Below are 26,184 nucleotides of genomic sequence, written 5' to 3'. Positions count from 1 at the left end.
TTCTAACTTTTTGAGCGCGCGCTCTATTTCGTTTCTATGAGGATAGCAAGCAGTCCTGCGACTGGCCCGTCCCGTTGGCTACGCGCTATATCCACTGCTCGCGAGGACGAGGAAGCCATGTTCACCGGCATTGTTCAGGCTGTGGCCAAGATTGCAGCCATCGAAGACGACCACGGCATTCGGATATTCACGCTCGATTTTCCCGCGTGGTTCACCGACGGGCTCGCAATCGGCGCTAGCGTGGCGGTGGATGGCGTTTGCCTGACCGTTACGACCGTCGTATCGAGCGAACGCGTCCTCTTCGACGTGATGCTCCAAAGCCTAACGGTCACTGCGCTTGGGAACTGTGAACCGGGGAGCCTGGTCAACGTCGAGCGTGCCGCGAAGGATGGCGCCGAGATCGGTGGGCACCCACTATCAGGTCACATAGACTTTGCGGCTCCGATCGAACTCATCAAGGAGTACGGAGGCAATAAGGCTATCCGGTTTTCCATTCCTCGCCCCTTCGAACGGTACATCTTCGCGAAAGGCTACATTGCCATCAACGGATGCAGCCTGACGGTCTCGGAATGCGACAAGGTCGAAGGCTGGTTCGAGATTTGGCTGATACCGGAGACGCGCCGGGCAACGAATCTTGATGCCAAGCGAGTCGGTGAGACACTCAACGTCGAGATCGAACGGGGAACGCAAGTCGTTGTTGATACAGTCCGAGACTCTGTTGCGGAAAGCCTCGGAGAGTTGCGGCCGATGCTCGAAGCCCTCCTGAAGGAGCGTGGCCTGGCTTTGGACGAGTTGGTGACCCCGCCAGCACTGTTGCCTCCACGGCACTGAGTCCCTAAGCGCCTGCTTCCTACCCCGTTGCAGACTTAGCGGGGGCCGGCTCCATTCCGGGAGAGGGCAAAGTCGGGTGAAGCGCTCAGATCCAACCTCGGCTTTTGAATATCGCCTGATAGATATCAAGCACCACATCCTGCTTGCGTCGATTATAGTCGTGGGCGGTGTCCACCCCATCTTTCGCCAGCATCTTCGCTTCAGCGTAGCGTTTCCTGTCCGCCGGCTGCTGGCGTAGCCAGTCACGGAACAGGACATGTCGCGCATGCTCCGGACAAGCGGGGCCGAACACATGCAGGTTCACGCGCGGCTCCTCGCGGCGCAGCATTCGATGCTGGTACCATGAGCGCTCCCTGATCGTCAGATCGTAGCCAAGCGCCTGCAAAGCCGGGACATACTGTTCCTCACGTTCGGGATCAGGAACGATGAGATCGATGTCGATAACCGGCTTGGCAGGAAGATCTGGAACTGCCGTGGAACCAACGTGTTCGATCTCTAGCAAGCCGGGAACGGCGGCGTTGATCTCTGCCTTGCCAATCTCATACTGCTCAGCCCAGCGCTGTACGCCTCTACCTTGATCCGTTCTTGCTTTGGTTGACCGTTGATCCAGGGGTTTTCGGCAGGATCACCTTCCTCAAACCGGACAATTGAGGCCTCAGTCGGCCGGGGCTGCATTCTCAAATCCATATCTCCAGCACTTGCATCGAATGACATGCGAGGCTAGCTTCGATCGCCGCCGTCAACTTATCGAGGTCATCGGCCTGACTAAACGACGCCATCGAGGAATGGGCTTGCGCAGATTGCATAGGGCTTGCCGCATAGTCCGCTTTCGACCGATTGTGTTGAAGAAGTCGGCGTTGGATTGCCTCCCGACCAAGGCTGGGTGGATCGGTGAGAGAGCGTTTGCTCTCATGCGCGGCCTGGGGTGGCGCTGGCGGCGTCATCAGCTTTGCCATTTTCCTGAGGTTCTGGGCGGTAGCGGCGAGGAGGAACTCGTCGCGGGCGCCGCATGGCGCTCGCAGCCGCAGGCGGTCGAGCTTGAGGATGCGTTTGAGATGCGCGAACAGCATCTCGACCTTCTTCCGCTCGCGCCTTGAGGTGACGTAGGCATTGGTGGTGGCGATGTCGCGCGCCATGTCACGGGCGCCTTCATGGATCGAGCGCAGGAGCTTGCGGGCGGGCGCTTTCGGGCAACAGCGCAACTTCAGTGAACAGGCGTCGCAGTCGAGCTTGCTGGCGCGGTAGCGCATCAGGCCTTCGGCATCGACGCCGTCGCGCGGCGTGTCGAACCGGCGGCGGAACTGCCGGAGCTCCTTGCCGCCTGGGCAGGTGTAGAGATCGCGAGCGTGGTCATAGGCGAAGTCGGACCGGCTGACGGTGCCGTCGCTGCGCTGGGATTTGTCGAACACCGGGATGTGCGGCTCAATCCCGCGCTCGTGCACCAGCCAGGCGAGGTTCTCGGCCGAGCCGTAGCCGGCATCCGCGACCAGCTTCTCGGGCCAGGTGCCGAACCTATCCTGCGTGCGCTCGATCAAACCCGAAGTTCCCACCGCCGCCTCCTGCAGCGCCGGCAGGTTGGTCTCGTCGATGGTGTGGGCGGTCATCCGTTGCCGACGAGCGGACAGTGAGCCACGGCCGTCGGTTTGAGGCTCGCAATGTCGCCACTCGCGAAAATCTTCGGCATTAGGTAGCAAAAACCACCAAGCATAAGCAACTGAATCTGAAAGGGTTCAGGCGGCGAGGTACGCCGATATTTTGACGACGCTTGCCGCATCGCCCATCTTCTAAGACGGTCCTAGTGAACCCAGACAGACAGCCAAGCTTACCCACCCATCTGCGGCACATGAAGCGGCTTTGGCACTAGCTTGATGTCGTTTTCCGCCAGGGTGATCCGGACCTTGGAAAGGATCGCCTTGCGGATCTGGAATTGACGTCCGGCCCGGGCCTTGTATTTGCCGCGGATCACCAGAGTGCCTTCCTCGAGCGCGGCAATGCCCTGGCTCTTGAACGGCTCAAGGAGATCGGCGTTCAGTTCCGGATCCGCCGCGACTTCCTGCCCGATCTTCTTGAACAGTTTTCGCACGGCTTCGACATCGGTGTCCAAAGCAACCCGGAACAGCATCTTCTCTATGACCCATTCGCGGCTGAAGTTCTGGATCTTCCCTATCTGCCCGAAGGGGATTGTCGCAACCGGGCCGCGCGGGTGCCTCAAGGAGACTGAGCGCAACGAAATTCTCTCGACGGTGCCCTTGGCACCCGAGGTCTCGATGTACTCGCCGTGGCGGAAGGCATCATCGACGAGGAAGAACAGACCGGCCACCACATCCTTGACCAGTGTTTGCGAGCCGAGGCCAATCGCCAGGCCGAAGATCGAGAGGCCGGTGATCAGCGGCCAGACATTGATGCCCAGCATGACCAACACGGTCAGGGCCCCCAGCGTCAGAAGCGCCGCCTTGGTGAGGCCTACAAGCAATGGGCCGACGGTGGTCAGCCGCGTGCCGATCACCGCGGTGGGGACCTGCTGATCGCCCTGGGTTTGGGGCCTGATGCGCGCGGCCATGATGGCCACCCAGTTCCAGCAGAAGGCAATGACCAGCACGAGCATCAGGATCTCGGTCGCTTTCAGCAGGACAGTGCCCCGCGGAATGTCGACGACATCCAGAATCGGCAGGAGCCAGAGCGTGGCCAGGGCCGCGAGGATCGATGCGGCCACCACGATGCGGAACGTGCGCCACAGCGCGCCGGTCAGTTCGCCGCCCTGCGACCGAGCCGCCTGCCAGCCGCGTCTTTCGATGGCGACGTCGAGATGAGGCCCGGCAAGAACGAGCAGAAGCGAAAGCAGCAACAATCCACCTCGCGTCGGCCTTCCGATCGTCAAGTCCAGTTGGAGGAAGACGAAGGCGAGCGTGACGACCGCCACCACGAGCCAGGGCCAGATTGAGGCCAGTTTCCGGCGAAGGGGTGCTGCCCTGCCGCCGAAGGACAGAGCCCTTATCACCAGCCGGCGATGACGAAGATGCGCCGCCGCGACCAGAACGGTGAACGGCAGGGACACCGCGAATGTTGCGAAGAGATCGCGTAGCGGATCGGCCGCATTCCAAACACGCAGACAGGCTAGTACCACCAAGCCGCCGGCCGCGATCCCGATCGCGACAGCAAGATCGCGTCGCCAACGCCAGAAGATCGACCTGCGATCAGCGGTCAATGGGAAACATATCATTGTCGCCACGGCCGAGATCACGACGCAGTTCAGCAAGGCGCGGCGCAGCGCTGAATCGGTGACGAGGCTCAGAATTAGAACCCACGAGGCCAGTATCACGAGCAAGGTGGCCGCGAACCAGGCCGCCGCAGCTAGAAGCGGCCTGGCCTTCGATCTGCCGAGGATTGAGCTGGCAACCGCTGCCGTTGCAACAACGGCAGTCAGACAAGTCGCTACAATGCCGAGAGCCAGCAGCGCGGGACTATGACCGGCGGTTTCGAATCCCTGGATGAAATCGTGCCATGCACCACCAGAAGAGAGCCATCCCGAGAACCTCGCGGCCAGCCCGTTCTCGATCAGCATAGAGAAACGATGGAGCATCGCGGATGCAGCCTCGAGCTCGTCGGTCCTTGAATCGGCAGCCATGGTCTCAGTCTCGGGTAGAAGTCGACAACACTCGTCTGTCCGCGCCAAACGGTTGTCCAGCATGGAGAACGTTTTGAACCCTGGGCACAGCGAGGGCGGCTCGTTCCGCTCGGACAGAACCGCAGCCTCGGCGGCCCTAGCGGGCAGCCTTCTACGATGCAGGCTGCGCCTCCGGCATCTTCCACTTGCCGTTCAGGATCACGGCGCGAGGACGGTAGAGCCGGAATGTGTAATTCCACCCCTGCGTAATCGGCAGGCAATTCACGATCTTGCCGTCGCAGCCGCCGAACTGGATGTCGATGGCGCCATCAGCATTCTTCTTGCMGGTGATGCTGTTGACCGAATAGGCGTCGTAATCGTTCTTCTGGAAGAAGCCCTTGTCGTTATAGACGCTGATCGACCAGAATGCGTCGACGGGGACATCCTTGACCCTGAGCTTGTAAACCGTCTTGCCGTCGTTTTTGGCGGGGGTCACCGAGGGGTAGGATGCGTCCTTGTCGGGGTTGCCGCCCCAGCCGGCCGCCGTGCCGATCAGGTGCATGACCGGATCGACCTTTCCCTTCGGGCCAAAAGCGTTGGTGAAGCTGCCCGATGCGGCGGACAGCGCTTCGAGCGCGTCACGGATCTTCTTCTGCTGAGCCAGGTCCCAGTTCGGGGCCTCGAACTTGCCGGCCGACTTCTGCTGCACCTTTAGCGCATCCTGCAAGGCGTGAACCTCCGCGAGGTCCTTGGTGTCATTGGGATCGACAAGGATTCGGACCGCAACGAACGCATAGCGGGTGCCGACCTTGTCCTTGGTGAGCGTCGTGCGGCCCGGCTTGTAGACCACCATCGGGGTGTAATGGTCTTCGCTGATGACCTGCATCGAGACGAAGCGCTTGCCGGCATCGGGTAGGGTGATGGTCACCGGACCGGCGTCAAGGTCGAAGAGCGCCTGGGAATAGAGCGTGTCCCGGTTCATCCGGACGACAGGCTGCTTGTCGATTGGAGTCGGCGCCCTGTTGTGGACGAACTTGCCGAGGGCGCCGTCGCTGGCCGTTTTGGCCATGTAGAAATCGGACTCGGCTCGCTTGAAATTGCCGACATTGACCGGAACCGGCTGCGCGGACGCCACGCACGGCGCGAGAACCAGGAACCCCAGGCTACAAGCCATCATCATTCGCATTGAATGGTACCTCATTGACGTCGTCGATCCATTTGCTTGTTGGAGCGAGGCTGAACAGTCCACCCGCGCATTTCGGCTGAACACGATTGATGGGTCGAGATGTGATCTATGAAAAATCAGCGATGATGCTTGGTAATGTAAATCAGGTTATATCCGTATAAATAAACAATGGAATTGCGATAATCGTAATCTCAACGATATCTATCTTCATAAATATTACGAAAAACAGGAGTCGCAGCCGCGGTGCGGTGCGGGGATTTTCTCTATCGATGACGCCTGGCGTTCGAAGCTTAATCTAAGGTCGCAAGGGGCATTCACGACTCTCGGAGGCGCCGGACGACCCCGTCACTGTTCGGACAAAGCTGTCGTCTCAGCCGCGCAATCTGGCATCGGGCTCACCTGCTTCGCCTTCGCCGCCTTCACCTCTGCTTTTGCGGCCTTGAGATCGGCGAGAAAGGTCGGGTCGGTTTGCAATCGCGCAACCGTCGCCGCGCCCATGATCCGCCCAGCATCGACATCGCTCTGCCAATGGGCGTTGCAGATCACGCGGCTATGCCCGAATTCGATCCCGCGCTTCAGCAGCGCATCGGCGCGTTCGGGGTTGATCTGTGCGAAGACAAGGGCCCAGCCCCAGCCGGCGGCAGTGTGTCCGGACGGATAGGAGCCGTCGCTCCGCAGAATGGTCTCCTGATCCGCTCGGCAGGTCGCCTCGTTGTGAACCACGAAGGGGCGGACCCGGTTGTACCTGTTCTTCACGCCATAGGTGGAAAGGCCAAAATCCGACAGCATCTTCTGCATCGTCGCATAGAGTTGCGGGGTCTGTCGGCTATCGATCCGGAAACCCATCGCGCAGGAGAAATTGTCGGAGGCCTGCGGAAAGGCCAAGTCGGCGTCGCTATGAGCGAGCTTCCAGCGTGCGGTGTTTCGCAGGGGAATCGTCGCCTTGCGCGCCTCCTCGTCGCGCGCTAGTGCGGCCGAGTTCGCCTCCGGCGGTGGACCGAGCAGAACCAGGCTGTTCGGCAGATCGGACTGTTTGAGATAGCCCGGCGCAATCTTGAAATGCGGATCGGTGATCTTCGGCCGCGCCTCGTCCGTCTGCGCCACGGCTTGCCCACAGAGCGCGAGCAGCGCAAGCAGGGGAACAGATGCGCGCCTGACCGCACTCCCGATCTTCGGCATTCTCATCCCTTTCAATCCATGAAGCTCCGGTCAAACCGGTATGTTGCGGCAATGGCGGGCCCGAGCCGGGTCATGTCGTACGAAAAGCCGCCTCTGCGACAGTCGACATGGAGCGGGTTCGGGGAAGTCGGTTGCCCTAGCCGAGGCGCGAGGGGAAGCGCACAGCAAGCCGATAGCGATAGCGCGCGCTCGTTACGCCTGACATTGCTGCTTGTCCCCCCGCTTGCCCGACTTCCGCGAGCGCCCAGGCCGGGCAGCATGCGATCGCGGCCGCATCGGCCAGCGAATGTCGTTGTGAGCATTTCGTGCATGGGGAGCCCGCTCGTCTTGCCTTTTCGCGACAATCGCCTCCGGGTACGGTTCGATCTCTTGGAGGCGCTGACCGGATGATCGCGGCGAGGTTCGATGGCTGATATCCCCTTGACGCGCGGCCAGTTCCTCCTGCCCTTCGTCAGCATCCTCGAGGAAATTGGCGCTCCGACCGAGACGCTTCTGGAGCGGTGCCGGCTGCCGGCGTCTCTCGCCGAGAAAAGCGATCTCTACCTTCCTCTCCTGCCGGCGCTGCGTTTCGTCGACAACGCCCAGAGAACACAGGGCATCGAGGATTTCGGCTTCCTGGCAGCGCAACGCCTGCATTTCTCCCACCTGAGGGAAAAGACACGCTCCTTGATTGCGCATTCCCCCACGCTGCTCGTCGCGCTCCGGCACGCCTGCTATTGGGCGTCGCGGGAAGACACCATTCTGAGCATGTGGATCGAGCATGATGCGGATCACGTGCGGGTTTGCAGCAGGCTCAGCGGCACGAGGGGGCTGCTGCATCTGAAGTATGCGCAATGGATCCAGAACATTTTCTCGATCGACATCGTCCGCGAATTCGCCGGTCTTGAGTGGATGCCGACGGCGATCGCCTTTGAATCGTCTTATGCGCCGAGCCCGGCGACGCGGTCCTCGTGGCCTGGCGTGCACTTTCTGTCAGAGCAGAATGCCGCATGGATCAGCCTGCCAACTGCGCTTCTCGGTCTCCCCAATCGATCGCCCGCTTCCGGCGTTCCCCTGCAAGATCACGACGCCAGGGCTTTCCAGTATGACATGGTCGGACTGCTCAAGCTGATGCTGCCAGCATATCTGGAGCAGGGAACGACCGCTCTTGCCGACGTCGCCGAGATCGCCGGCGTCACCTCGCGGACACTTCAACGCAGGCTTGCGCGTGCGGGCCTGACCTATTCGGACGTGCTCGACACTGTACGGTACGAGCATGCGAGCAGGCTCCTGCGGGACACCGATTGCAGGATCATCGATGTCGCCTTTTCCTCCGGCTACGCCGATCCGGCGCATTTCAGCCGCGCCTTTCGCCGGATGACAGGCGTCACGCCACGTCGGTTCCGCGAGCAGTCGCAGCCGCAGCTCGGCTGAATGTGTTTCGCCTTGAGCGGCCTGTCGATCAAATGACCGGCACCGCACTCGGTCGCGACGGCCGGAAGGGCGAATATCTCAGTGCCTACAAGCGCCTAAGGAGTTGCGCTGTCAAATCGCGTTGAAGGGCAGCCCCGTTATCGCGTTGAAGGCTAGTGCCAGGGATCAAAGACGACCTGATCGCGCTTGAAGCTGCGGGGATGGTCGGCGACCGTCTCGCCATCGAGCAACACAACGATCCGGTCGGCATAGGCGCGCACCAGCACGGCGCGGCCGGCGGCCCGGGCATCGACGCTGTACTTGTTGCGATCATGCGTGATCAAGCAGGTCGTGGTCGCCCGCATCGGCTTCTCGACGAAGCCGGCGAAGGGGCCCAGATACGGCATCAGCCGCGCCTTCTCCTCCTCGAAGACCTCGATGACAGACCGATCGCGGAACTCGGGATGCTTGGCCCGCCGAGCGTAGGCGACACATTGGTCGGCGAGCCAGGCGTTCAACTCGTCGAGCGTCTTCACCTTCGGCCGCGGGCGGAACAGCAAATCGCGGATCGTGCCGACCTGGTTCTCGACCTGGCCCTTCTCCCAGCCGGCCGCCGGCGTGCAGGCCACCGGCTCGACGAGGTGATGCGAGCAGAGCTGAAGGAAGCGCCGGTTGTACTCCCGGGCGCGGCCGACGAAGACGGCTTCCACCGCGGTCTTCATGTTGTCGTAGATGCCGCGCCGACAGACCCCGCCATAGAAGGCGAAGGCCTTGTCATGCGCGTCGAAGACCATCTCCTGCGTCTCGCGGAAATAGGCGCGCACGATCGGCATCCGGCTATAGGCCAGTCGCATCTGAGCGACCTTCACCACCACGGGCGGCCCGTGGAGTTCGATCGCCTCGTGGCTCCAGTCGAACTGRTAGGCCTCGCCGGGATCGAAGCGCAGCGGAATGAAGGCCTGCGCCGGCAGCCGGGCGCGATCGGCACGCCAGGCCTTCACGAACCGATGGACGCTGTCATGGGCTCCGTCGTAGCCGCGCCCGCGCAGCTCCTCGAACAGCCGGATTGTTGAGCGTCGCTAGCGCCGCGGCAGCCGGTCTTCGGCCTCGAGGATCGCCGTCAGCGTATCGACCCAGGCTCCCAGCTTCCGCCGCGGCTGGACCTCGCGCTTGTAGATGAACTCGGTCGCGCCGGAGCGGAGCACTTTGCGAACCGTGTCGCGCGCGAGGCCGAGTTCCCGCGCGATCCGCTTGATCCCCTTGCCGTTCTGGAAATGCTCGAACCGGATCCGACCGATCGTCTCCACACCCGTCATCCCCGGACCCTTCCGAAAAGACGGAAGGATCAGCCGCAGCCGATAACAGGGGGGCTAACCTTCAAAGCGATAACCGCCCCTCACGGGGCCAACATTGCAGGCGATCTCACAGCCCAACCTTGTTGAAAGCATGCCGGGGGGGCCGGCCTTCAACCCATCCCAATTGGCGTTTGCTGGGATTGTTTCGTTGGTGCTCTACGGCGCCTTCGTTTTCATCCAGCTCGTGCGACGAGGACGCGCATGCGTCTCCGCCATCGAACCGAATTGCCTTGGTAAGTGTCGGGCTGCTGCTCGTTGCGCTCGTGCCGATCGTCGCGCTCGCCGAGTCTTTGACGCCGACTCTCTAGGTAGGCATTGCCTGGCTCGGTTTGCCCAAGGCGGTGATCGGCATCGTCATTGCAGCCGCCGTTCTGCTGCCTGAAGTCCTGGCAGCGCTAAATGTGGCCAAGGCCAACCGATTACAGACTAGCCTGAACCTCGCGCTCGGGTCCGCATTGGCGGCGATCGGGCTGACGATCCCCGCGGTTGCGGTCGTCTCGATTGTGCTTGGTCAGCCCCTGGAACTCGGGTTGGATGACAAGAGCCGCCTCTTGTTGGCGCTGACGCTCATTATGAGTGTCATCACCCTTGGTACCGGTCGAACGACGGTGCTCCAGGGCGCCGTTCACCTAGTCATCTTCGGGGCATTTCTGTTCTTTTCCATAGTGCCCTGAGACGGGCCCGAGTGGACCCACCTCGGCGGCATGTCGGCACCGCCAACACAACGAGGGCGGACATGACTAGAAGATCACCGTTCGCCCTCTTGGCGCTTCTCACGGCCCTATCGGTGACGCAGGCCTCAGAAGCGGTCGCCTCACGGCCCAGACCGATCCGCGCGGTTTACATCCTTCCCCACAACAAGGCGCATTTGCCAATCTTCCCCACGCTTCGCGACTGGAGGGTTCTCGAACGTATCCGCGAGAGGCGATCGCGCTTTCACGGTTTTATTTCGGAAACAGGAACTGGAGCTGGGCTCGGAGCTGCCAGTTGGCGGCTCCGCTGGGCTTGGCGACATTGTAGTACGCCGCAAACTGGGCGTTGACCGGCTGATGGCCGACGTGGAAGACGCGCCCAAAGCCTCCTCCAATCGGCACCGTCCAACGGTCGCCATGGCCGGCCTCCCAGTCGGCAGTGATGATGGGAGACGAGGTCAGATACCAGCCGCCGTGGAAATTATAGTTCACGAAGGGCTGCAGGGTCATAAGGTTGACGGCACTACGATTGCTCTTGCCTGCGAAAGACCAGACATTATTGGCCAATATTCCGACGACCCACGGCCCTTCGATGGCCAAGGCGACGAAGGCTGGCCCCGCCGAATACTTGCCGCTGGTCAGGCTCTTGTCGGTGCCTGTCGGGAATACAAAGGTCGGGCCGACCCCCCAGATGATGCCGTGCGTCGGTTGCTTCGGCGAGAAGAAGAAGCTGGGGTTGATGTCGCCCAGGCCGAACTCGCGGTCGCCATTCGCCGTCAGGGCCGGTTGCGCGATCACCGGCGTGATCCAGCGCGTGATCAGATTCCAGTCTTCGTTGAGCGTGATCGGGATCACGGGCTGGATGTTGAGGACATTCTGGAGCTGTTTGTGTGGACCGACGTTGAAATTGAAGTTGTTCTGGAAAGGCAGGCTAATCATGTCGGCAACGGGGTTCTGCGCCGCCTTGGCCAGATCGTCGCTGCTTTTCTCGCGTTCCTCCTGTGCAATGGCCAAGGAGCTTGGCAAGCCTATTGAGACGGCGAGCGCGAGTTTCAGTCCCAACCGTCCGCAGCGTTTGCGTCGTCCAGTCATGATGCGTTCCGTCTGAAGTCCAGACTGCCAGAATGCAGAAGAACAGAGTTCTCTTTGGCACGCCAGATTAAGCACCGCCCAGTCGCGCAAATCTAAGTTTGTGTTGCTTTCAGGATACATGCGGCGAGGGTTTCAGCGAGTTTCCGCTATACCTGAGGACAATAATCGGGCGTTAGGCTGCGATCCCGTCCGGAGAAAAAACCGGACGCGATGTTCGGAGGCTTTTGCACAAACTGGGACACGAATTCGACGGATCGTTTTTGCTGCGGGTCATGAACAGCAGGAAATTCATTTCCATGTCGGCCAGGCGAGGGGGGCCGAGTTCGGGTAGTCCGGATAAGTAAAAATGTCACAGCCATGGCTGCTTTGTGGAGGGAAGCAAGTTTCGCATTGAGCGGACGCAGTGTTCGGCGAAAGCTGGGCGTGGAATTCGCAGCATGAATCGCAAAAAAGGGGATTGCGATGACACTAAGCCACGCGAAGGCCTGCGGCTTCATGTCGATCATCCTCGGGCTCGGCAGCGCCGTGGCGCAGGCCGCCGACCTGCCGCCCCCGGCTGCACCCGTGCCACCCGTGATGACCTCGGCATGGACCTACCGGTTCACGCCCTATGGCTGGCTGATTTCGCTCAACGGAGATCAGACCGTGAAGGGGCGAACTGCGAAGGTCGATGCGAGCTTCATCGATATCGTCGATGCCACGCTCGGAGATGGCGGAACGTTATTTGCCCTGATGGCCGATATGGAGGCCCGCAACGGCCGGCTTTCCCTCCTCGGCAATTTCGCCGCGCTCAAGGTCGGCGTGGATCGCGGCGGCGTCCGGACACGCGGCGTGACGCCGGATATCACGGGGGCGATCGGCGCGTCCGGCGATGCCAAGGTCTCGATGGCGATCCTCGAAGCGGGGGCGGCCTACGAGCTGGCGCGCTACGGATCGGTCAGCTTCGACGTGCTGGCGGGCGCGCGCTACTGGTATCAACGCGCCGAGCTTTCCTTCGATGCGGGCGCGACCGTCGATGTCGGCGATCTCAGCTTCGGGCGTAACGTCGCGATCGCCCGTTCCGGCGCGGTGGACTGGGTCGACGGCTTTGCCGGCGCGCGCATGCGGGTCGCCGTCGCGCCCGGCCATGAAATCTTCCTGCGCGGCGACCTTGGTGGTGGCGGCAGCAAATTCTCGTGGCAGGGCATTGCAGGCTACAGCTTCGATTTCGCCGAGAAGAACGGGGTCACCTATTCGGGCGTCTTTGGTTACCGGGCGCTCTATGCCGACTATGCGCAGGGAGAGGGACGTCGGCGTTACGCTTTCGATATGTTGATGCATGGCCCGGTTGTCGGGCTCAGCCTGCGATTCTGAAGCAGGGCCAGATTGCGGTTTCGAAGGCGGGCGGATGCTGTCGAACTTGCTGCGCGCGGCAATGGCGCCGACCGGAGACGCCTCGTGACAAATACAGTCTGCGCGTAGGGGAAATGCGGATGAGAAGCGAGCTTTCGCTTTTCGTGGGCACCTTCACGACCTTGCTGGCCATCATCAACCCGTTTGAGGGTCCTGCCGGTCGTCCTCAAGCTGTTATCCGGCAAGGATAGCGTCACGCACAGCAAGGTCGCGTTGAAAGCCTCGGTCTATGCTCTATTCTTCTTCATTTTCGGAACGCTTCTGCTTCGGATTTTCGGTGTCCCACTGTGGGATCGTCGGCGGCATCATCCTGATGAAGATCGGCTTCGAGTTGTTCATGCCTAGAAAATCGGACGACGATCTGGGCTTTTCGGGCACCGACACCGACGAAGCGAACATTGCTTTCGTGCCGCTGGCAATGCCGCTCATGTTCGGTCCCGGCGGCATCGCCACGATCATCGGGATGACCGCGACAATTAAAGATTCATCCAAGGAGATTGTCTCGTTCCTCGCTATATCAGCGGCAATCGTCGCGACGATGTTCACCACTTATCACTGCTTGCTCTATGCCGAAAAGCTCACGCAAAGAATCGGCCCGATGGGGATCGATGCTATCACGCGCATTGTCGGGTTCTTCGTTTCCGCGATCGGGGGCGGGTTGATTTTTGACGGCGTGGTCGAAGCCCTGCAAATGCAAGGCATGACCAATCTGCACTGAGCGTCGCCTCCATCGGCGATCACTGCTCAACTGCCGGTATGGCGAACGACAAATCGTTTCCATGGTCCGTCACCTTCCGGTGGATCTTCCGCCTCATCTATATCTGTGGGTTTCGACCTCTCTTAAGGGGCGCCCGCTTTTGCTTCGACGATGAGAGGTCGATCGCGAGCACGCCGATGACGCGTCCGACGATTGCGGAAGGTGTCGCATTATCCCAACTCCGGTCCGGCTAAGCCGAGGACGGCTTAAGAACGGGCGAAGTGTGCGAAACGCCATCTTCATTCCTGGAAGGCAAAGACCTTTTTCCAATCCTTCTTCATGTCGACCACGGCCCATTTGTTCACAGCCGCGGCGTCGAGCGCCTTGTCGAGTTTTCCAAAGTGGGAATCGCGGTCGTAGGCGTATTCGCGTTCCGCGTCGGTGTGGTGAACGATCAGGCCGAAGCGCACCCCGCCGGACATGGTCGTCCATTGCAGCATTTCGAGATCACCATCTGAATTCCCGAACGCCGCAATCGGCCGGCGGCCAATCTGCTGATTGATGCCGATGGGCTTGCCCACCTTATCGTCGATGAAATTGATCTGCGGCAGACGGAAAATGACGGGCCTGCCATCGCGCATCTCGAACTGCGTCTTGATCGAGGAGCCGATGACCTGCTCGGGTGGGATTCCATAGACCCCGTCGGTCCAGGGACGCATGAATTCCACACCGCCGCCAGAGGCGATGTAGGTCTTGAAGCCATTGGCCCTGAGATAGGCGAGCAACTCCAGCATTGGCTGGTAGACCAACTCGGTATAGGGGCGCTTGAAACGCGGATGGCGCGCCGTGGCAAGCCAATCCGAGGTGATTTTCGCAAACTCTTCCGAGGTCATGCCGGCGTGCGTGGTGCCAACAAGCTGCATCAAGCCCAGTTCACCCGATGCCGCCAGCGCCCTCAAGTCGCCATCGAGGGCCGCCTTGAAAGGCTGTTTGGTCTTCCAGCCAGGGTTCTGCGGGGCGAGCGCCTTGACGCGTTCAAGCACGAACGCAAGCTGAACATACATCGGCTGCTCGACCCACAGGGTTCCATCGTTGTCGAACACCGCGATGCGTTCGGTGGGCGCGACGAAGTCTGGCCCACCTTGGGTCGCGACGCGCGTGACGAAATCGATGATCGCTGCCTTGGTCGGACCGTCGTTCCAGGACGGAAGCTGCTCAGCCTGTGCGTACGCCGACGATGATAGAAGGCATAGGGGCGGGATAAGAGTTGGCAGAGCAGCCAGCGTGCCAAGCAGCACGCGGCGGCTGAGATGGACCCGGGAGTTGGTGAGCTTCATGTTCGTCTCCCGTCAACGTGTGAGAAATCCGCCTCAATACATGAAAGGCGCGTCCCAGGGGCCGAAGTCGAAGCTGTTCTGCGTCATCGCGGCGGTCATCTGCCGCTCGTCGGCCAGTCTCTGCTGGAACACCATGCTACGATACTGGGCGTAGGCTGCTTGGTTGCCGAAATAGACGCATTGGCAGGCGATCGGATCAGCGTAGACGTAGACGATCTGCGAGTTCTTGGTTTGCTGGACGAACTTGTTGGGCGAGAGCTTTTTCATCGCCGCGATGCGCTGCGGCGTGTTCGCGGGCTGTGGCGTGAAGCCGGCCGCCGATAGCAGGTCTTCCTTCTGCTGCACCACCTGTTGTGTGGACTGGCAGCCTGTCAGGGCCAGCCCGAACGAGATCGCAAATCCGGCTACGGCATATTTCGTCACGACGTCCTCCCATGATTAGGTCTGTGCGCGCCAACTCGACCTGAACGTTTGCATTGCAGCCTCCCGGTCTTCTTTCCTGCCAGGCTCGGGCGCAGCGCGAGCAGGCATTCACTTGCATAGCTCGGCGATCGTCCTGCGCGGGGCCGTCTCGGTCTGCTGCTGCGGTCCGGCTCGGCATCGAACTCAATCACCCGTAGGGGCCCCGAGTAGGTAGTCCTTTTGCCGCTGCCGGCTCGTCGAAGGATAGAGCGACTGGCACTCTCCCCAGTAAGAGCTTTTGGGCTGCCGATTGACGGGATCAGCACAGATCCGGGCGAGCTCGGCCTGTCTGGACTGCGGTGTCTGGCAGGCTGACAGAGCGATGCCAGCGAGGAGCGCCAAGCATATCAATCGAATGACGGTCATTGTCGCGCCTCCCTTTTGAAACCAGGTCTGCTGGGTATGATTGCAGAGCCATCATCGACCGCCTGGGTGCCAGCGAGGGGGGTTCCGACCGGATTTCCGTCCCATCGGCGCTCGGCCGCGATGCCCCCAAGCATCCGCCCTTCCCGTAATTTTCCAAACTGCGTGGAGTGTGCTGATGGCAGTCAGTCATGCGCACGAAGGTCGGGGGAAGCGGCCGCCCCATTCGGGACGGCCGCGTTGTCGCATTGTGAGCGGTCAATCGGACCGGCCCTTTGCGTTCTTGATCTGATCCATGACCTGATCGAGGTTGTAGCTCGCCGGGTCCTGCATGGGCGGGAAGTCCCTGTAGGAAAGTAGTTCCTTCATCCACAGCGCCTGGCCGATCGGCAACATGTTCCAATCGTAGACATAGGCGGTGGAAGGTGAGCCGATCGTGCCGCCCATGCCCATGAGCGTCTTGTATTGCGAACCGATCGAGGTCTCGAAGGGATCACGCTTGATATTGACGACCTGGGCCCAGTGGAAGGGCTGCACGCCCGAGATGAAGCCTGCCGGCGAGTCGGACACCATCGCGAAGTAGATCTTCCAGTTCTTGTAGCGCACCGCCGACGGGTCCTTGCCGGAATAGTAGAAGAACGTGTCGCGCGCCGATTTGTCCGACCGCCCGAGAAGATATTCGGTCTGGTCGAAGCCATCGAGCTTGGTCTTGACGATGCCCGGATAGTTGCCGGCCATGATGCGCTGGTTCAGCGCGTCGCCCTTGTCTCCGCCCGCGAGGTTGACGAGCGTCGGCAGCCAGTCGAGCGACGCGAAGATGTCGTTCTTGATCGTGCCCGCCCGGATACCGCCGGCAGGCCAGCGGACGAGGAGCGGCGCGCGCATGCCGCCTTCCCAGGTGCTCAACTTGCCACCTTTGAAGGGGGTGGTGCCGCCATCGGGGAAGGTGATCGTCTCGGCGCCGTTGTCGGTGGTGAAGACCACGATCGTATTATTGAGCTGGCCCATATCCTCGAGCTTCTTCAGCACGACGCCGATATTGTCATCCAGTTGCTTCATGCCGGCCTCGTTGAGGCCCCAGTCCTTGCCTCCGGGCTCGCCGATCATCGCCTCGTATTTCGGCGACAGCACGGTGGTGATGTGCATGCGCGCCGGGTTGTACCAGGCGAAGAACGGCTTGTTGGTTCGTCTCGGGTCGTTGCGCTCCAGGAAGTCGACCACCTTGGCGGAGATTTCCTCGTCCACGGTCTTCGAGCGTTCCAAGGTCAGCGGACCTTCGTCGCGGCAGGTCTGATTGGCCGCCGTGCCGTTGGAGGATGTGCAGAACATCACGGGACGTGGCGGCGTCAGGCAAACCGAGGTTCGCGGATCCACCGCACCGGGAACCGGAGGAAGACCCGGGATCGTCGTGTTGACGCATGGCGGAGCCACACTCTGCTGGGTCGGGCTCTTGTTGATGTCGGGGAAGCTCACGCCCTGCATCGCATCGAGGTGATACAGATAGCCCCAGAATTCCTGGAAACCGTGCGCGGTCGGCAGCGCGTCAGTGTGGTCGCCGAGATGGTTCTTGCCGAACTCGCCGGTATTGTAGCCGAGGTCGAGCAGGAACTTGGCCAGTGCCGGCGTGCCCGGCCGCAGGTAGGAGGGGCTGCCCGGCAGTTGGGGCGGGATCATGCCGGTGCGGAGCGGATGCATGCCGGTGAAGAAGGCATTGCGGCCGGCCGTGCAACTTTGCTCGGCGTAGTAGTGCGTGAAGAGCGCGCCTTCCTGGCCGATCCGATCGATATTGGGGGTTTCCCCGACCATCAGGCCGCGGTGGTAGATGCTCGGCTGCATGATGCCGATGTCATCGCCCATGATGAACAGGATGTTCGGCTTTGACTGCGCCGGCGCAGGGGCCTGGGCGACAGCCGGCGTCAACGCTGCAGCACAGATGAGCCCGGTGGCGCCCAGCAGAGCCGTTCGCGACGCGTCGCGCGCGCTGGCAAGCAGGCACTTCAGCCTGAGGCGACTATCCGTGGAGCCGGTGTTGCTCGTTTCAGCGAGAATTCCATGTTGCACGACATATCCTCCTCTTTCAGCTCTCTGGACCTTCTCGCCGGACGCATCGGAAGCCGATATGGCTTGCCGAGGTGTCGACGAGTTGGGGATGGCGGGCCGCCGGGCGGTAGCGCCGGCAGTAGTTGGGTGCGCACAGATGCGAGCCGCCTTTCAGGACCCTGCGCGGGATCCTGAGTTCCGGATGGCACGGGTCGTAGCTCTGGTCTTCGCGCCCGCCGCGCGGGTTTTCCGGGATGCAGCAGGCTTTCGGCGCATCGGCGGCGTGTCTTGGCGCATAAAAATCGCTCGTCCACTCCCAGAATTGCCGATCATATCGTGGAGGCCGTAGCCGTTGGGCGGGAAGGCGGTGACCGGCGAGGTGCGCGTGAACCCGTCCTGCGCAAGGTTCTGCCGCGGGAAATCGCCCTGCCAGGTGTTCGCCATGTGCCTGCCGCCGGGCGTGAACTGGTCACCCCAGGCAAACTCCGCGCCGTCGAGCCCGCCGCGGGCCGCGAACTCCCATTCGGCTTCGGTCGGCAGGTCTTTGCCGACCCAACGCGCATAGGCGAGCGCATCTGAAAAGGCGACGTGAACGACGGGATGGTTGTCGAGGCCGTGGACGCTGCTTTTCGGGCCGTGTGGATGCCGCCAGTCGGCTCCCTTCAAGTACGCCCACCACTCGCCCCAGAAGCGCAGATCAGCGGGATGGTCCGGTGGTGAGAAAACGAGCGAGCCCGCATGGAGCATGTGCGGCAGGGCAGCCGGGTAGTCTTTAGGATCGGGCGGGATCTCGGCCATGGTGACATGGCCTGTCGCGCGGACGAACTCCTTGAACTGGCGGTTTGTCACCGGTGTGCGGTCCATCCAGAACGCATCGACGGTGACGCGGTGGACCGGCGCCTCTTCGGGATAGTGAGCGTCAGACCCCATGTGGAACGTGCCCCCCGGAATAAAGATCATAGGAACTGGGAAGCCAAACTCCCTGACGCTTTCAGCAAGAGTTGGCGTAGCCTGCAATTGGACCTGCGCTATCACGGCGGCCTCCGATATTCCGGCCTGGATGTTCGGCTAGCTGGGGAGTGACGGCTATCAGGGTTTGCCCGGAAACAATGGGAGCGCGACCCTGATTTTGACGCAACGGTAGGTGCCCCATGACGACGCGCAGGAGCTCTGCCCCGAAAAGCTGACATCCAATCAATCAAGCAACTCGCCAACCGCCGCATTGCGCACGTTGCAGGTTACGACTCCTGATCACCTTGTCGGCATCTGTGAGCGCACGGAATGGCGCAACTCGACAGCGCAATGCCTCAGGGTTTAACGTGGGTTTTTGTAACCAATCTGCTCTGGAACTGTCTTCCTCTCTCGTTCACCAAAGGTGGCCGCGATGGACGACCTCGTCGCGCACGAGCTTGAGGTGGCGCCCAAGGGTTTGACCCGGCACCTCCGGCGGAGCGTCGCCGTAACCTTCGCGATCGTGGTCGTGGCGGCTTGCGCCATTCTCGTCACCATTCTTTTCTCGCGTGCGCTCAGCGAGCGACAGGCGATTCTCTACAAGGCCAACAGTGCCGCCTCCGCGCTGTCCCTCGCCTTCGATCAGGAGGTCGCAGCCGTTCAGTACTTGCTCAAGGGATTGTCAACATCGCCCGCGCTTCGCTCTGGCGACACCAAGGCCTTTTATGAGCAGCTCAAGGCGACACCGGTTCCGGATGGGTCCTGGCTGATCCTCAACGATCTCGAACGGCAACTCATAAATACATTGCTGCCCTATGGCGATCCGTCGCTTCCGGCCCACACGGCCTTTCCGACCTCCCCGGAGGCGCTTGTTAGGATTCGCGACCGGGGTTGGTCCGTTTCCGGTCGTCGGTTCGGAGTGGTTAAGCAAGCCGTCGTCGTTGCGCTCAGTCTCAGGATCGACGGACGTGACGGTAAGATGAGTCACTGGCTTACAACCATCCTCTCCGATGTGCGGCTGAACGCGATCCTGCACGATCAAACGAGTGGCCCGTCGTGGACGAAAGCGCTTTACGATCGCAACCTTCACATCATCGTCGCGGAGCGAGGGGGACATGCGCTAGCGGAACTGCCCGCATTGGCGGATTTGATCCCGCGCCTGGCCAATGCCGATCCGACAACCACAACGGTCGGACTGACCGAGGGTGTCGATGAAAGAGGTGTACCGGTCGTTGTCGCATATCGCCGGTCCGGAGCAACCAATTGGACAACGGCCGTCGCGGTGCCGCGTGCCGTCGTCAACGCTCCGTTGACCGCGGTGCTCTGGCAGATGGCGCTGCCGGCGGCGCTTCTATTGCTTGCGGGCGGGGCCGCCGCACTCTTCACGACCCGAAAGGTCGAACAGCCGCTGAAGTTCCTCTCGGATCTCATCAGTGTCGCGGAGGGTCGGGTTACGCAACTCTCGGATCAACTGCTCGCGGTGCAGGAGGACGAGCGCCAGCGTATCGCGCGTGAACTCCATGACTCAACGGCGCAGCATATCGTCGCCGCAAATATCGGCCTGATGCACTTGGAGACCGAGATCTCGCAAAGCTCCTCAGCTCGAAAGGTCTTCGCTCAGGTCGAGAATCTTCTCGAACGTGCCCTCCTGGAGCTTCGGGTTTTCACATACCTGCTGCATCCTCCCAATCTGGCAAGCGATGGCCTCAAGCTCACTCTACAGGACTTTACTGAAGGGTTTGCTGAGAGGACCGGGCTGAGCGCTTCAGTCAGAATCTCTCCCATGGTGAGCACGATCTCCCCTGACATCCAGCGGTCCATTTTGCGTGTGGTGCAGGAGGCGCTCTCCAACGTGCACCGGCATGCCGGGGCTACGCAGGTCATAGTCGGGATCAAGTTGGCGTCCGGCAGGCTGGTCATCCGGGTGCGCGACAACGGACGAGGCATGAAGGTCGCAGACGGATCTGGGGCGCGCCCTCGACTGGGCGTGGGCATTTCAGGTATGCGAGCGCGGTTGCAGCAGTTCGGCGGCGACCTGAAGATCAAAACGGGTGCTCATGGGACGGCGCTGATCGCGTTTGTCCCGATGTCTCCACGCGCCTCAACCCAAAACCGATCGGCCGCGTGACGCTTTGCGAGCGCCGTGCATTTCAGGGTCTCACGCATCAAGTTTCAGGGTTTTACGACAGCGAAGGCGCTTGTGTCGGCGGTATGACCGGCGCACGCTCGCGCTGGCCCGTAAGAGACTTTTCCCGTGCACTGCAATGAGGGGATCTACTGCTGATGCGGATCCTGATCGCAGATGACCACGACGTCGTTCGCTCTGGCGTGCGAGCCATCTTGGAAGGCCAGGCCGGTTGGGAAGTGGTTGGGGAGGCTGAGGACGGTAAGGCTGCGATTGACCAAGCGCTGACCACGCACCCTGATGTCGTCGTGCTCGACTACAGCTTGCCGGTGCTCAATGGCATCGAGGTCACGCGTCAGATCCGCACCCGGGTGCCCGGCGCGGAGGTGCTGATCTTCACCATGCACGACACGGCCACTCTTGTGCGCGAGGTGCTGGAAGCGGGGGCCAAAGGCTTCCTGCTGAAGTCGGACGCCAAGAAATTTCTGATCGCGGCGGTTGAGAGCCTGGCCGCTCACAAACCTTTCTTCACGGGCAAGGTCTCCGAAGCTCTCCTGGCCACCTTTTTGTCATCAGGGAAATCATCTGTCTCCCTCCTGACCGCTCGCGAGAAATCTGTCGTGCAGCTCATCGCCGAGGGCCAAACGAACAAGAAAATCGCTGAAGTGCTCAGCGTCAGCCTCAAGACGGTCGAAACCCATCGGGCATCAGCGATGCGCAAGCTTAATGTCGATACGACCGCGGCCCTGATTCGCTACGCGATTCGCAACAAGCTGGTGCAGGCCTGACCGCAGTGTGATCCGGATTGATCCACCCCCACTGAATTGGTCCACCCTGAAGTATGTCTTTTGGCAGACAGGAGGATCGAGATGCCGAGGAAGCGCCACAAGCCCGAAGAAATCGTCGCGAAGCTGCGCCAGGTCGATGTGCTGGTCTCGCAGGGGCAATCTGTTGCCGACGCGATCCGTTCGATCGGCGTGGAGGTGAGTTACTACCGCTGGTGTCGTGAGTTCGGCGGCCTCAGGTCAGATCAGGTGAAGCGGATGAAGGAGCTTGGCCGAGAATGCCCGGCTCCGCCGCGCCGTCGCGGACCTGACGACGACAAGCTGATCCTGAAGGAGGCGGCTTCGGGAAACTACTGAGCCAACGGTCGAGCCTCTTCCCAATGTGCTACGGCAGCGATTCACCTCGAACGCCATCGGCTCGGGTCGCATGGCACTACGTCGCGCCGGGCAAGCCGATGCAGAATGCCTTCATCGAGAGCTTCAATGGGCGCCTCCGCGATGAACTTCTCAATGAAACCCTGTTCTCGACGCTCGGCAAGGCCAGAGCCGCCCTGAGCGCATGGAGGTCCGACTATAACGGATCCCGACCTCACTCGGGGCTTGGCTGGCAGACACCGTCTGCCTTCGCCGCCACCTTCCACCCACGACGAGATTTGCCGCTGCGCTATACCAACGGCTTCGCACCAGATCCCGTCATCCACCCCGGCCAAAAGGCCACAACCTACCGCCCGAGCGAACTCCGCGCTGGATAGAAACTGGGGGCAACGTCACGCGATATACTAACTGGCTTAGCGTCTTCCTGCCCGATTGACGGGGCCTCCACGGTTCATTGGCGTGCCGGGGCGCACGCCGACGCCCGGCGCACCAACGCCCGGTGTCGCAGCCGCGCGGGCAACTGGCCTCGGACGCAACACAACGCCTGCACGAGCAACGCAGCCAGTTGGGTAGCCGATGTATTGGCAGTAAACGACGGCGCGCGCTTCTTTAGTGGTTACGCTGATGCTTCCTGCAATGAGTGCGGCGAACACGATTAACGTCTTCATTTTCCCCTCCATTCGGACAGGACAGCCTGGTTCTTTCCAGTTCGTTGGTTGGCAGAGCCTGTAGCCGTAAATACTGGCCGGACTTATCAGAAGGCGCGCAATCGTCCGGCCGTGCTATTGTACGCAAGTACAATGCGCCGCCAGGAAATAAAGCGCTCAAGGCGTACCTCGCGCGCCGGAATTTATTTGCGCAGAACGAATTCGTTCGCCAACTGAGCCGCTTTTCATGCTCTTACCCCTCGGAATAGGAATGTGGGGAATGCTCGTCTGGCTCCAGAAAGCGCGCTATGATCGCCAACCGGCCGGGTGGGCTTCCCGGAGACGTCGCCTTCTTCCGGTGTCGGACTTGGGGGGCACTTATGAAACAAAATGATCAGAAGCCGCTCAAGAAGGAAGATTACGAGCGCAAACTGCGCGATCTGCATGGCGAACTCGTCAAGCCCAAGGAGTGGGCGAAGCATGTGGGCGCAAAGGTCTGCATCGTCTTTGAAGGGGGGGATGGCAAGGGCGGCGTGATCAAGGCAACTACCAAGCGCGTAAGCCACCGGACCTTCCGGGTGGTGGCTCTACCGCCGCCCACGGAGCGCGAGAAATCGCAAATGTATGTGCAACGCTATCTGCCGCATTTGCCTGCCGCGGGCGAAATTGTGATCTTCGATAGCAGTTGGTACAACCGGGCCCGCGTCGAGCGGGTGATGGATTTCTGCTCCGAGGAGCAGGGCAAGAGCTTTTTGCAGGACGTATCGGGCGTCGAAAGGGCGAACGTCGATTCCGGCACCATCCTTCTGAAACTGGCTGGAAGTCGGCCAAAAAGAGCAAACGCACCGGATGCAGGAGCGCATCGGCGATCCGCGGAAGATCTGGAAACAGTCTCCCATGGATCTAAAATCATACTTCGCTGGCACGATTATTCGCGGGCCCGTGACGAGATGTTTCGCGCCAGCGATACGGCTTGGCCGCCCTCGTACGCCGTCTGCTTCGACGACAGGCGCCAGGCACGTCTCAACATCATCTCCCACATCCTCAGCTCGGTCCCGTATGAAGCGCCGCCACGGGAGAAAATTGAGTTACTGATGCGGCAGAACCCGGATGGGTACGAGGAGCGCGACTTCGCGCGGAATTGAATCGGCTGATAGGCTTGCGAAGCCGCTTTTTTCTGCGTGAAGGGGGCGCCAATCGCGGCAGACCTTGATCCCTTAGCTTATACCATTCGCTGCGAGGCGTAGCTCGGGGCAAATGCCATGAACATTGCGATCTCGCGTCTCTTCCTGTTGGCCGCTGCGGCGCTCGCGCTGCTTACGGTGGCCATCGTGGCATTTCTGATGTGGTCGCGGCCTCTGCACCTGCGGGTCGCTGCGGGACCGAAGGACGGAATCGATGCCAAGCTGTTGATTGCATTCAATCGTCTGCTCGAGATCAACCAGGCTGGGGTCCGCCTGGATTTGGTGCCTACGGCCGACGTCCATGCGAATAATCGCTTGCTTGAAAAACGAGAAGTCGATCTGGCGGTCACGCGTCTCGACGATCCGTTGCCTACAAGCGCGGCGCTGGTGGCGTTGCTGCGCACCAACGTCGTGATCGCTGTCGCGCCGGCACGACACAAGCTGGAGAGCCTTTCCGATGTGAAAGGCAAGCGCCTTGGTCTCGTTTCCCGCACGCCGCTTGACGAGCCTTCCTTCGTCAGGCTGCTCGAGATGTTGGGCCTCACGCCAGCGGACGTTCAATTGGCAATTATCAAGCCCGAAGATGTCGCCGGGCTGACCGCCCGCGGGCGAATTGACTGCCTCGCCGTTATCGGCGTGCCAGCAGATCCAGTGGTCAGGGCAGTTGTTGCGGCGGCGGGTGACAGAAAAAAGAACCCTCCCACCATCCTCAGTATCGAATTCGGTGAATCTCTTAAGAAGAATACTCCGGCCGCAAGTTCCGAGGCGATCGAGAAATTCGCATTTCCTCGCTTATCTATTCCAGACGAAGACGTCGACACAGTCGGCGTTCCGACCGTGCTTGCTGCCAATCGCGCCTCAACCGGCCCACTGCGCGTGCGGGTCTACAACAATGCGATCACGGAGGTTACCCGCAGCCTACTCGAGCGGCGCAGCGAGTTGGCGCGCGAAGTTGCAGTAGCCAACCTGATTGCGCCGCCGGAAAGCGAGAAGGAAGATGCACGCTTTCCAATTCACCCAGGCACCGCCGCATATCTTGAGGATACGGATACGAGCTGGGCGACCCTCTTTAGCGATCAGATCTGGAACGTCGTGCTCGTGGGCGGTGTCGCGAGCTCGATTCTGGCTGCCGCCAGTGGCTACCTCAAGAAAGGCGATCCTGATCGCATACCCGAGATCTTGGACCGCCTGAAGAGCATTACCGAGCGCGCCTGGGCCTCGATCGACCCCACCGACGCAATCGACCTGTCGCGGGAGCTCGGTGCTCTTACGATCGACATGGCAACCCTCGGCTATCGACGTCGTTGCAGCTATGAGGAGTTCGCGCCGCTGCATCTTGCATACGAGAGCGCCCGCGACGCTGTGGCCATGTTGCATTTAAGACGTGACCCTCCGCCGAAGGCCACGATCAGGCAGCTTTGAGATGGGCGTCGTGCTGGAGCCGCCAGTTCCAGGGGAGCAACTCGCTGAGGCGGCTCTGCGGCGTGTCGGCGATGTGGGCGAGGACGTCGGCGAGCCAAGCCTGCGGGTCGATATCGTTGAGCTTGGCGGTGCCGATGAGGCTGTAGATAACGGCGGCTCGCTCGCCACCACGGTTTGATCCGGCGAAGAGCCAGGCTTTGCGGCCGAGAGCCAGCCCTCTCAGGCTTCGTTCCGCAGCATTGTTCGTGAGGCAGATGCGGCCATCGCTGAGGAAGCGGGTGAAGCCATCCCAGCACCGAAGCATTTAGTCAATGGCCTGGGCGACGGGCGCATGCCGCGAGAGCGTGGCGCGATGCTCGCGCATCAGGCTTCGAGATCGGCGACAAGTGGAGCGCTGCGGTCCCGGCGGACGGCGAGGCGCTGCTCGGCCGCGATGCCGTTGATCTCGCGCTCGATGTCGAAGAGCTTGTCGATGCGAGTGACGGCTTCGAAGGCGATCGGCGAGATCGGCGCGGCGTTACGCCCGCGCCGGCGACTCGTGGCGATATCGGCAAGCTCGAAGATCTTCCCGCGAGCATGGGCCCAGCACAGGGCTTCGACGACCGGCCCAGGCTGGCGATCGGGCGCGAGCAGCCGGTTATAGCCGGCATAGGCGTCGGCTGCAGGACGCCGGTGAAACCGCGCAGGTGATCATTGGGGTGCCCGATCGCTTCGTCTGCGGTGTAGCCGAACAAGCGTTCTGCGCTGGCGTTCCAGCTCGTGATCGTGCCGTCGAGCGACTTGCTAACGATGGCGTCGTCGGCCCGTGGGAGTTGGTTTCGCAAACCAGCGTCTCCGGCTCGCCTGGCGTCTTGGCTGTTCGCCTGGGCTTCGGGCGCGAGGACCATGAGGGCATGGGAAGTAATCTCATGAGCGTCGGCGAAAAGGCCGCGCAGCGATTGCCGCGTTTTCGGATTCATCGCGATTTCGCTTGCCCTCAAACAATGAAACCGCGCCGGCTCGGGGGGACCGACGCGGCTCCGGTGATCGAGACGCTCAACCAATCACCACCGCAATCCGAGAGAGGCTAGGGC

At 61.3% G+C, this 26,184-nt stretch carries 19 protein-coding genes and 6 pseudogenes; 12 read left to right on the top strand and 13 right to left on the bottom strand.

Annotation, left to right across the window (positions count from 1 at the left end; all coding sequences use genetic code 11):
- The first annotated feature begins 117 nt into the window (after positions 1–117).
- A complete protein-coding gene (locus tag AC1DE3_RS24595) occupies positions 118–831 on the top strand; it encodes a riboflavin synthase subunit alpha (RefSeq protein WP_476780724.1) in 714 nt (237 codons plus the stop codon).
- Positions 832–916: 85 nt separating this feature from the next.
- Here AC1DE3_RS24595 and AC1DE3_RS24590 read toward each other — a convergent pair whose 3' ends face one another.
- From AC1DE3_RS24590 to AC1DE3_RS24570, 5 genes and pseudogenes are all read right to left on the bottom strand, one after another.
- Positions 917–1,441 carry a GrpB family protein gene (locus AC1DE3_RS24590; RefSeq protein ID WP_476780748.1) on the bottom strand — a complete coding sequence of 175 codons (525 nt, stop codon included), beginning with the start codon at positions 1,439–1,441 and terminating at the stop codon, positions 917–919.
- 316 nt (positions 1,442–1,757) lie between these two features.
- Positions 1,758–2,414: pseudogene (locus AC1DE3_RS24585) on the bottom strand (transposase); the annotation flags it as partial.
- Between the two features lie 239 nt (positions 2,415–2,653).
- Positions 2,654–4,456: a mechanosensitive ion channel family protein gene (locus AC1DE3_RS24580; RefSeq protein WP_476852835.1), complete on the bottom strand. Its 1,803-nt coding sequence runs from the start codon at positions 4,454–4,456 to the stop codon at positions 2,654–2,656.
- A 151-nt stretch (positions 4,457–4,607) separates the two neighbouring features.
- Positions 4,608–5,612, bottom strand: a complete 1,005-nt coding sequence (locus tag AC1DE3_RS24575) for a DUF1254 domain-containing protein (RefSeq protein ID WP_476852849.1) — start codon at positions 5,610–5,612, stop codon at positions 4,608–4,610.
- Between the two features lie 354 nt (positions 5,613–5,966).
- Positions 5,967–6,800 (bottom strand): acid phosphatase, encoded by an 834-nt coding sequence (locus tag AC1DE3_RS24570; RefSeq protein WP_476780728.1) that lies wholly within the window; start codon positions 6,798–6,800, stop codon positions 5,967–5,969.
- A 405-nt stretch (positions 6,801–7,205) separates the two neighbouring features.
- On the opposite strand from AC1DE3_RS24570, the gene AC1DE3_RS24565 reads away from it, so the two are divergent.
- Positions 7,206–8,213 carry a helix-turn-helix transcriptional regulator gene (locus AC1DE3_RS24565; RefSeq protein ID WP_476852834.1) on the top strand — a complete coding sequence of 336 codons (1,008 nt, stop codon included), beginning with the start codon at positions 7,206–7,208 and terminating at the stop codon, positions 8,211–8,213.
- 164 nt (positions 8,214–8,377) lie between these two features.
- Here AC1DE3_RS24565 and istA read toward each other — a convergent pair.
- Positions 8,378–9,508: pseudogene (gene istA / locus AC1DE3_RS24560) on the bottom strand (IS21 family transposase); the annotation flags it as partial.
- Positions 9,509–9,888: 380 nt separating this feature from the next.
- Between istA and AC1DE3_RS24555 the strand changes: the two are divergent.
- Positions 9,889–10,221 carry a hypothetical protein gene (locus AC1DE3_RS24555; RefSeq protein WP_476780730.1) on the top strand — a complete coding sequence of 111 codons (333 nt, stop codon included), beginning with the start codon at positions 9,889–9,891 and terminating at the stop codon, positions 10,219–10,221.
- A 270-nt stretch (positions 10,222–10,491) separates the two neighbouring features.
- Here the strand turns inward: AC1DE3_RS24555 and AC1DE3_RS24550 are convergent, their stop codons facing one another.
- Positions 10,492–11,451, bottom strand: coding sequence for a hypothetical protein (locus AC1DE3_RS24550; protein WP_476780731.1), 960 nt, complete (start codon positions 11,449–11,451; stop codon positions 10,492–10,494).
- 342 nt (positions 11,452–11,793) lie between these two features.
- Between AC1DE3_RS24550 and AC1DE3_RS24545 the strand changes: the two genes are divergently transcribed.
- Both AC1DE3_RS24545 and AC1DE3_RS24540 read left to right on the top strand, forming a co-directional pair.
- A complete protein-coding gene (locus AC1DE3_RS24545) occupies positions 11,794–12,684 on the top strand; it encodes a hypothetical protein (protein ID WP_476780732.1) in 891 nt (296 codons plus the stop codon).
- A 268-nt stretch (positions 12,685–12,952) separates the two neighbouring features.
- Positions 12,953–13,441: a MarC family protein gene (locus AC1DE3_RS24540; RefSeq protein WP_476780733.1), complete on the top strand. Its 489-nt coding sequence runs from the start codon at positions 12,953–12,955 to the stop codon at positions 13,439–13,441.
- A gap of 278 nt (positions 13,442–13,719) precedes the next feature.
- Here the strand turns inward: AC1DE3_RS24540 and AC1DE3_RS24535 are convergent, their stop codons facing one another.
- From AC1DE3_RS24535 to AC1DE3_RS24520, 4 genes and pseudogenes are all read right to left on the bottom strand, one after another.
- Positions 13,720–14,757 (bottom strand): HAD family hydrolase, encoded by a 1,038-nt coding sequence (locus tag AC1DE3_RS24535; protein WP_476780734.1) that lies wholly within the window; start codon positions 14,755–14,757, stop codon positions 13,720–13,722.
- Positions 14,758–14,790: 33 nt separating this feature from the next.
- Positions 14,791–15,180: a hypothetical protein gene (locus AC1DE3_RS24530; RefSeq protein ID WP_476852833.1), complete on the bottom strand. Its 390-nt coding sequence runs from the start codon at positions 15,178–15,180 to the stop codon at positions 14,791–14,793.
- A 660-nt stretch (positions 15,181–15,840) separates the two neighbouring features.
- The gene (locus AC1DE3_RS24525) at positions 15,841–17,502 is read right to left on the bottom strand and encodes an arylsulfatase (protein WP_476780749.1); all 1,662 of its coding nucleotides are present in this window, start codon (positions 17,500–17,502) and stop codon (positions 15,841–15,843) included.
- 157 nt (positions 17,503–17,659) lie between these two features.
- Positions 17,660–18,582: pseudogene (locus AC1DE3_RS24520) on the bottom strand (formylglycine-generating enzyme family protein).
- 424 nt (positions 18,583–19,006) lie between these two features.
- On the opposite strand from AC1DE3_RS24520, the gene AC1DE3_RS24515 reads away from it, so the two are divergent.
- The 4 genes and pseudogenes from AC1DE3_RS24515 to AC1DE3_RS24500 all read left to right on the top strand — a co-directional run.
- Positions 19,007–20,701, top strand: a complete 1,695-nt coding sequence (locus AC1DE3_RS24515) for a histidine kinase (RefSeq protein WP_476780736.1) — start codon at positions 19,007–19,009, stop codon at positions 20,699–20,701.
- A gap of 152 nt (positions 20,702–20,853) precedes the next feature.
- Positions 20,854–21,486, top strand: a complete 633-nt coding sequence (locus tag AC1DE3_RS24510) for a response regulator (protein ID WP_476780750.1) — start codon at positions 20,854–20,856, stop codon at positions 21,484–21,486.
- A gap of 81 nt (positions 21,487–21,567) precedes the next feature.
- A pseudogene (locus AC1DE3_RS24505) lies at positions 21,568–21,831 on the top strand (transposase); the annotation flags it as partial.
- Between the two features lie 71 nt (positions 21,832–21,902).
- Positions 21,903–22,235 (top strand): annotated as a pseudogene (locus AC1DE3_RS24500) (integrase core domain-containing protein); the annotation flags it as partial.
- 36 nt (positions 22,236–22,271) lie between these two features.
- Here the strand turns inward: AC1DE3_RS24500 and AC1DE3_RS24495 are convergent.
- On the bottom strand, positions 22,272–22,526 hold the full coding sequence (locus AC1DE3_RS24495; protein ID WP_476780737.1) for a hypothetical protein: 255 nt from the start codon (positions 22,524–22,526) through the stop codon (positions 22,272–22,274).
- A gap of 359 nt (positions 22,527–22,885) precedes the next feature.
- On the opposite strand from AC1DE3_RS24495, the gene AC1DE3_RS24490 reads away from it, so the two are divergent.
- On the top strand, positions 22,886–23,650 hold the full coding sequence (locus AC1DE3_RS24490; protein WP_476852832.1) for a polyphosphate kinase 2 family protein: 765 nt from the start codon (positions 22,886–22,888) through the stop codon (positions 23,648–23,650).
- A gap of 117 nt (positions 23,651–23,767) precedes the next feature.
- Positions 23,768–25,111, top strand: coding sequence for a TAXI family TRAP transporter solute-binding subunit (locus AC1DE3_RS24485; RefSeq protein ID WP_476780739.1), 1,344 nt, complete (start codon positions 23,768–23,770; stop codon positions 25,109–25,111).
- Here the strand turns inward: AC1DE3_RS24485 and tnpC are convergent.
- A pseudogene (gene tnpC, locus AC1DE3_RS24480) lies at positions 25,098–25,914 on the bottom strand (IS66 family transposase); the annotation flags it as partial. The gene AC1DE3_RS24485 and the pseudogene tnpC overlap by 14 nt on opposite strands.
- Here tnpC and AC1DE3_RS24475 point away from each other — a divergent pair.
- Positions 25,810–26,181, top strand: a complete 372-nt coding sequence (locus AC1DE3_RS24475; protein WP_476780751.1) for a hypothetical protein — start codon at positions 25,810–25,812, stop codon at positions 26,179–26,181. The pseudogene tnpC and the gene AC1DE3_RS24475 overlap by 105 nt on opposite strands.
- The last annotated feature ends 3 nt before the right edge of the window (positions 26,182–26,184 follow it).

It is taken from the genome of Allobosea sp. 10L417 (assembly GCF_056395485.1).
Note: the sequence above shows the minus strand (reverse complement) of the source record. Positions and strands in the feature narration are given on the sequence as shown.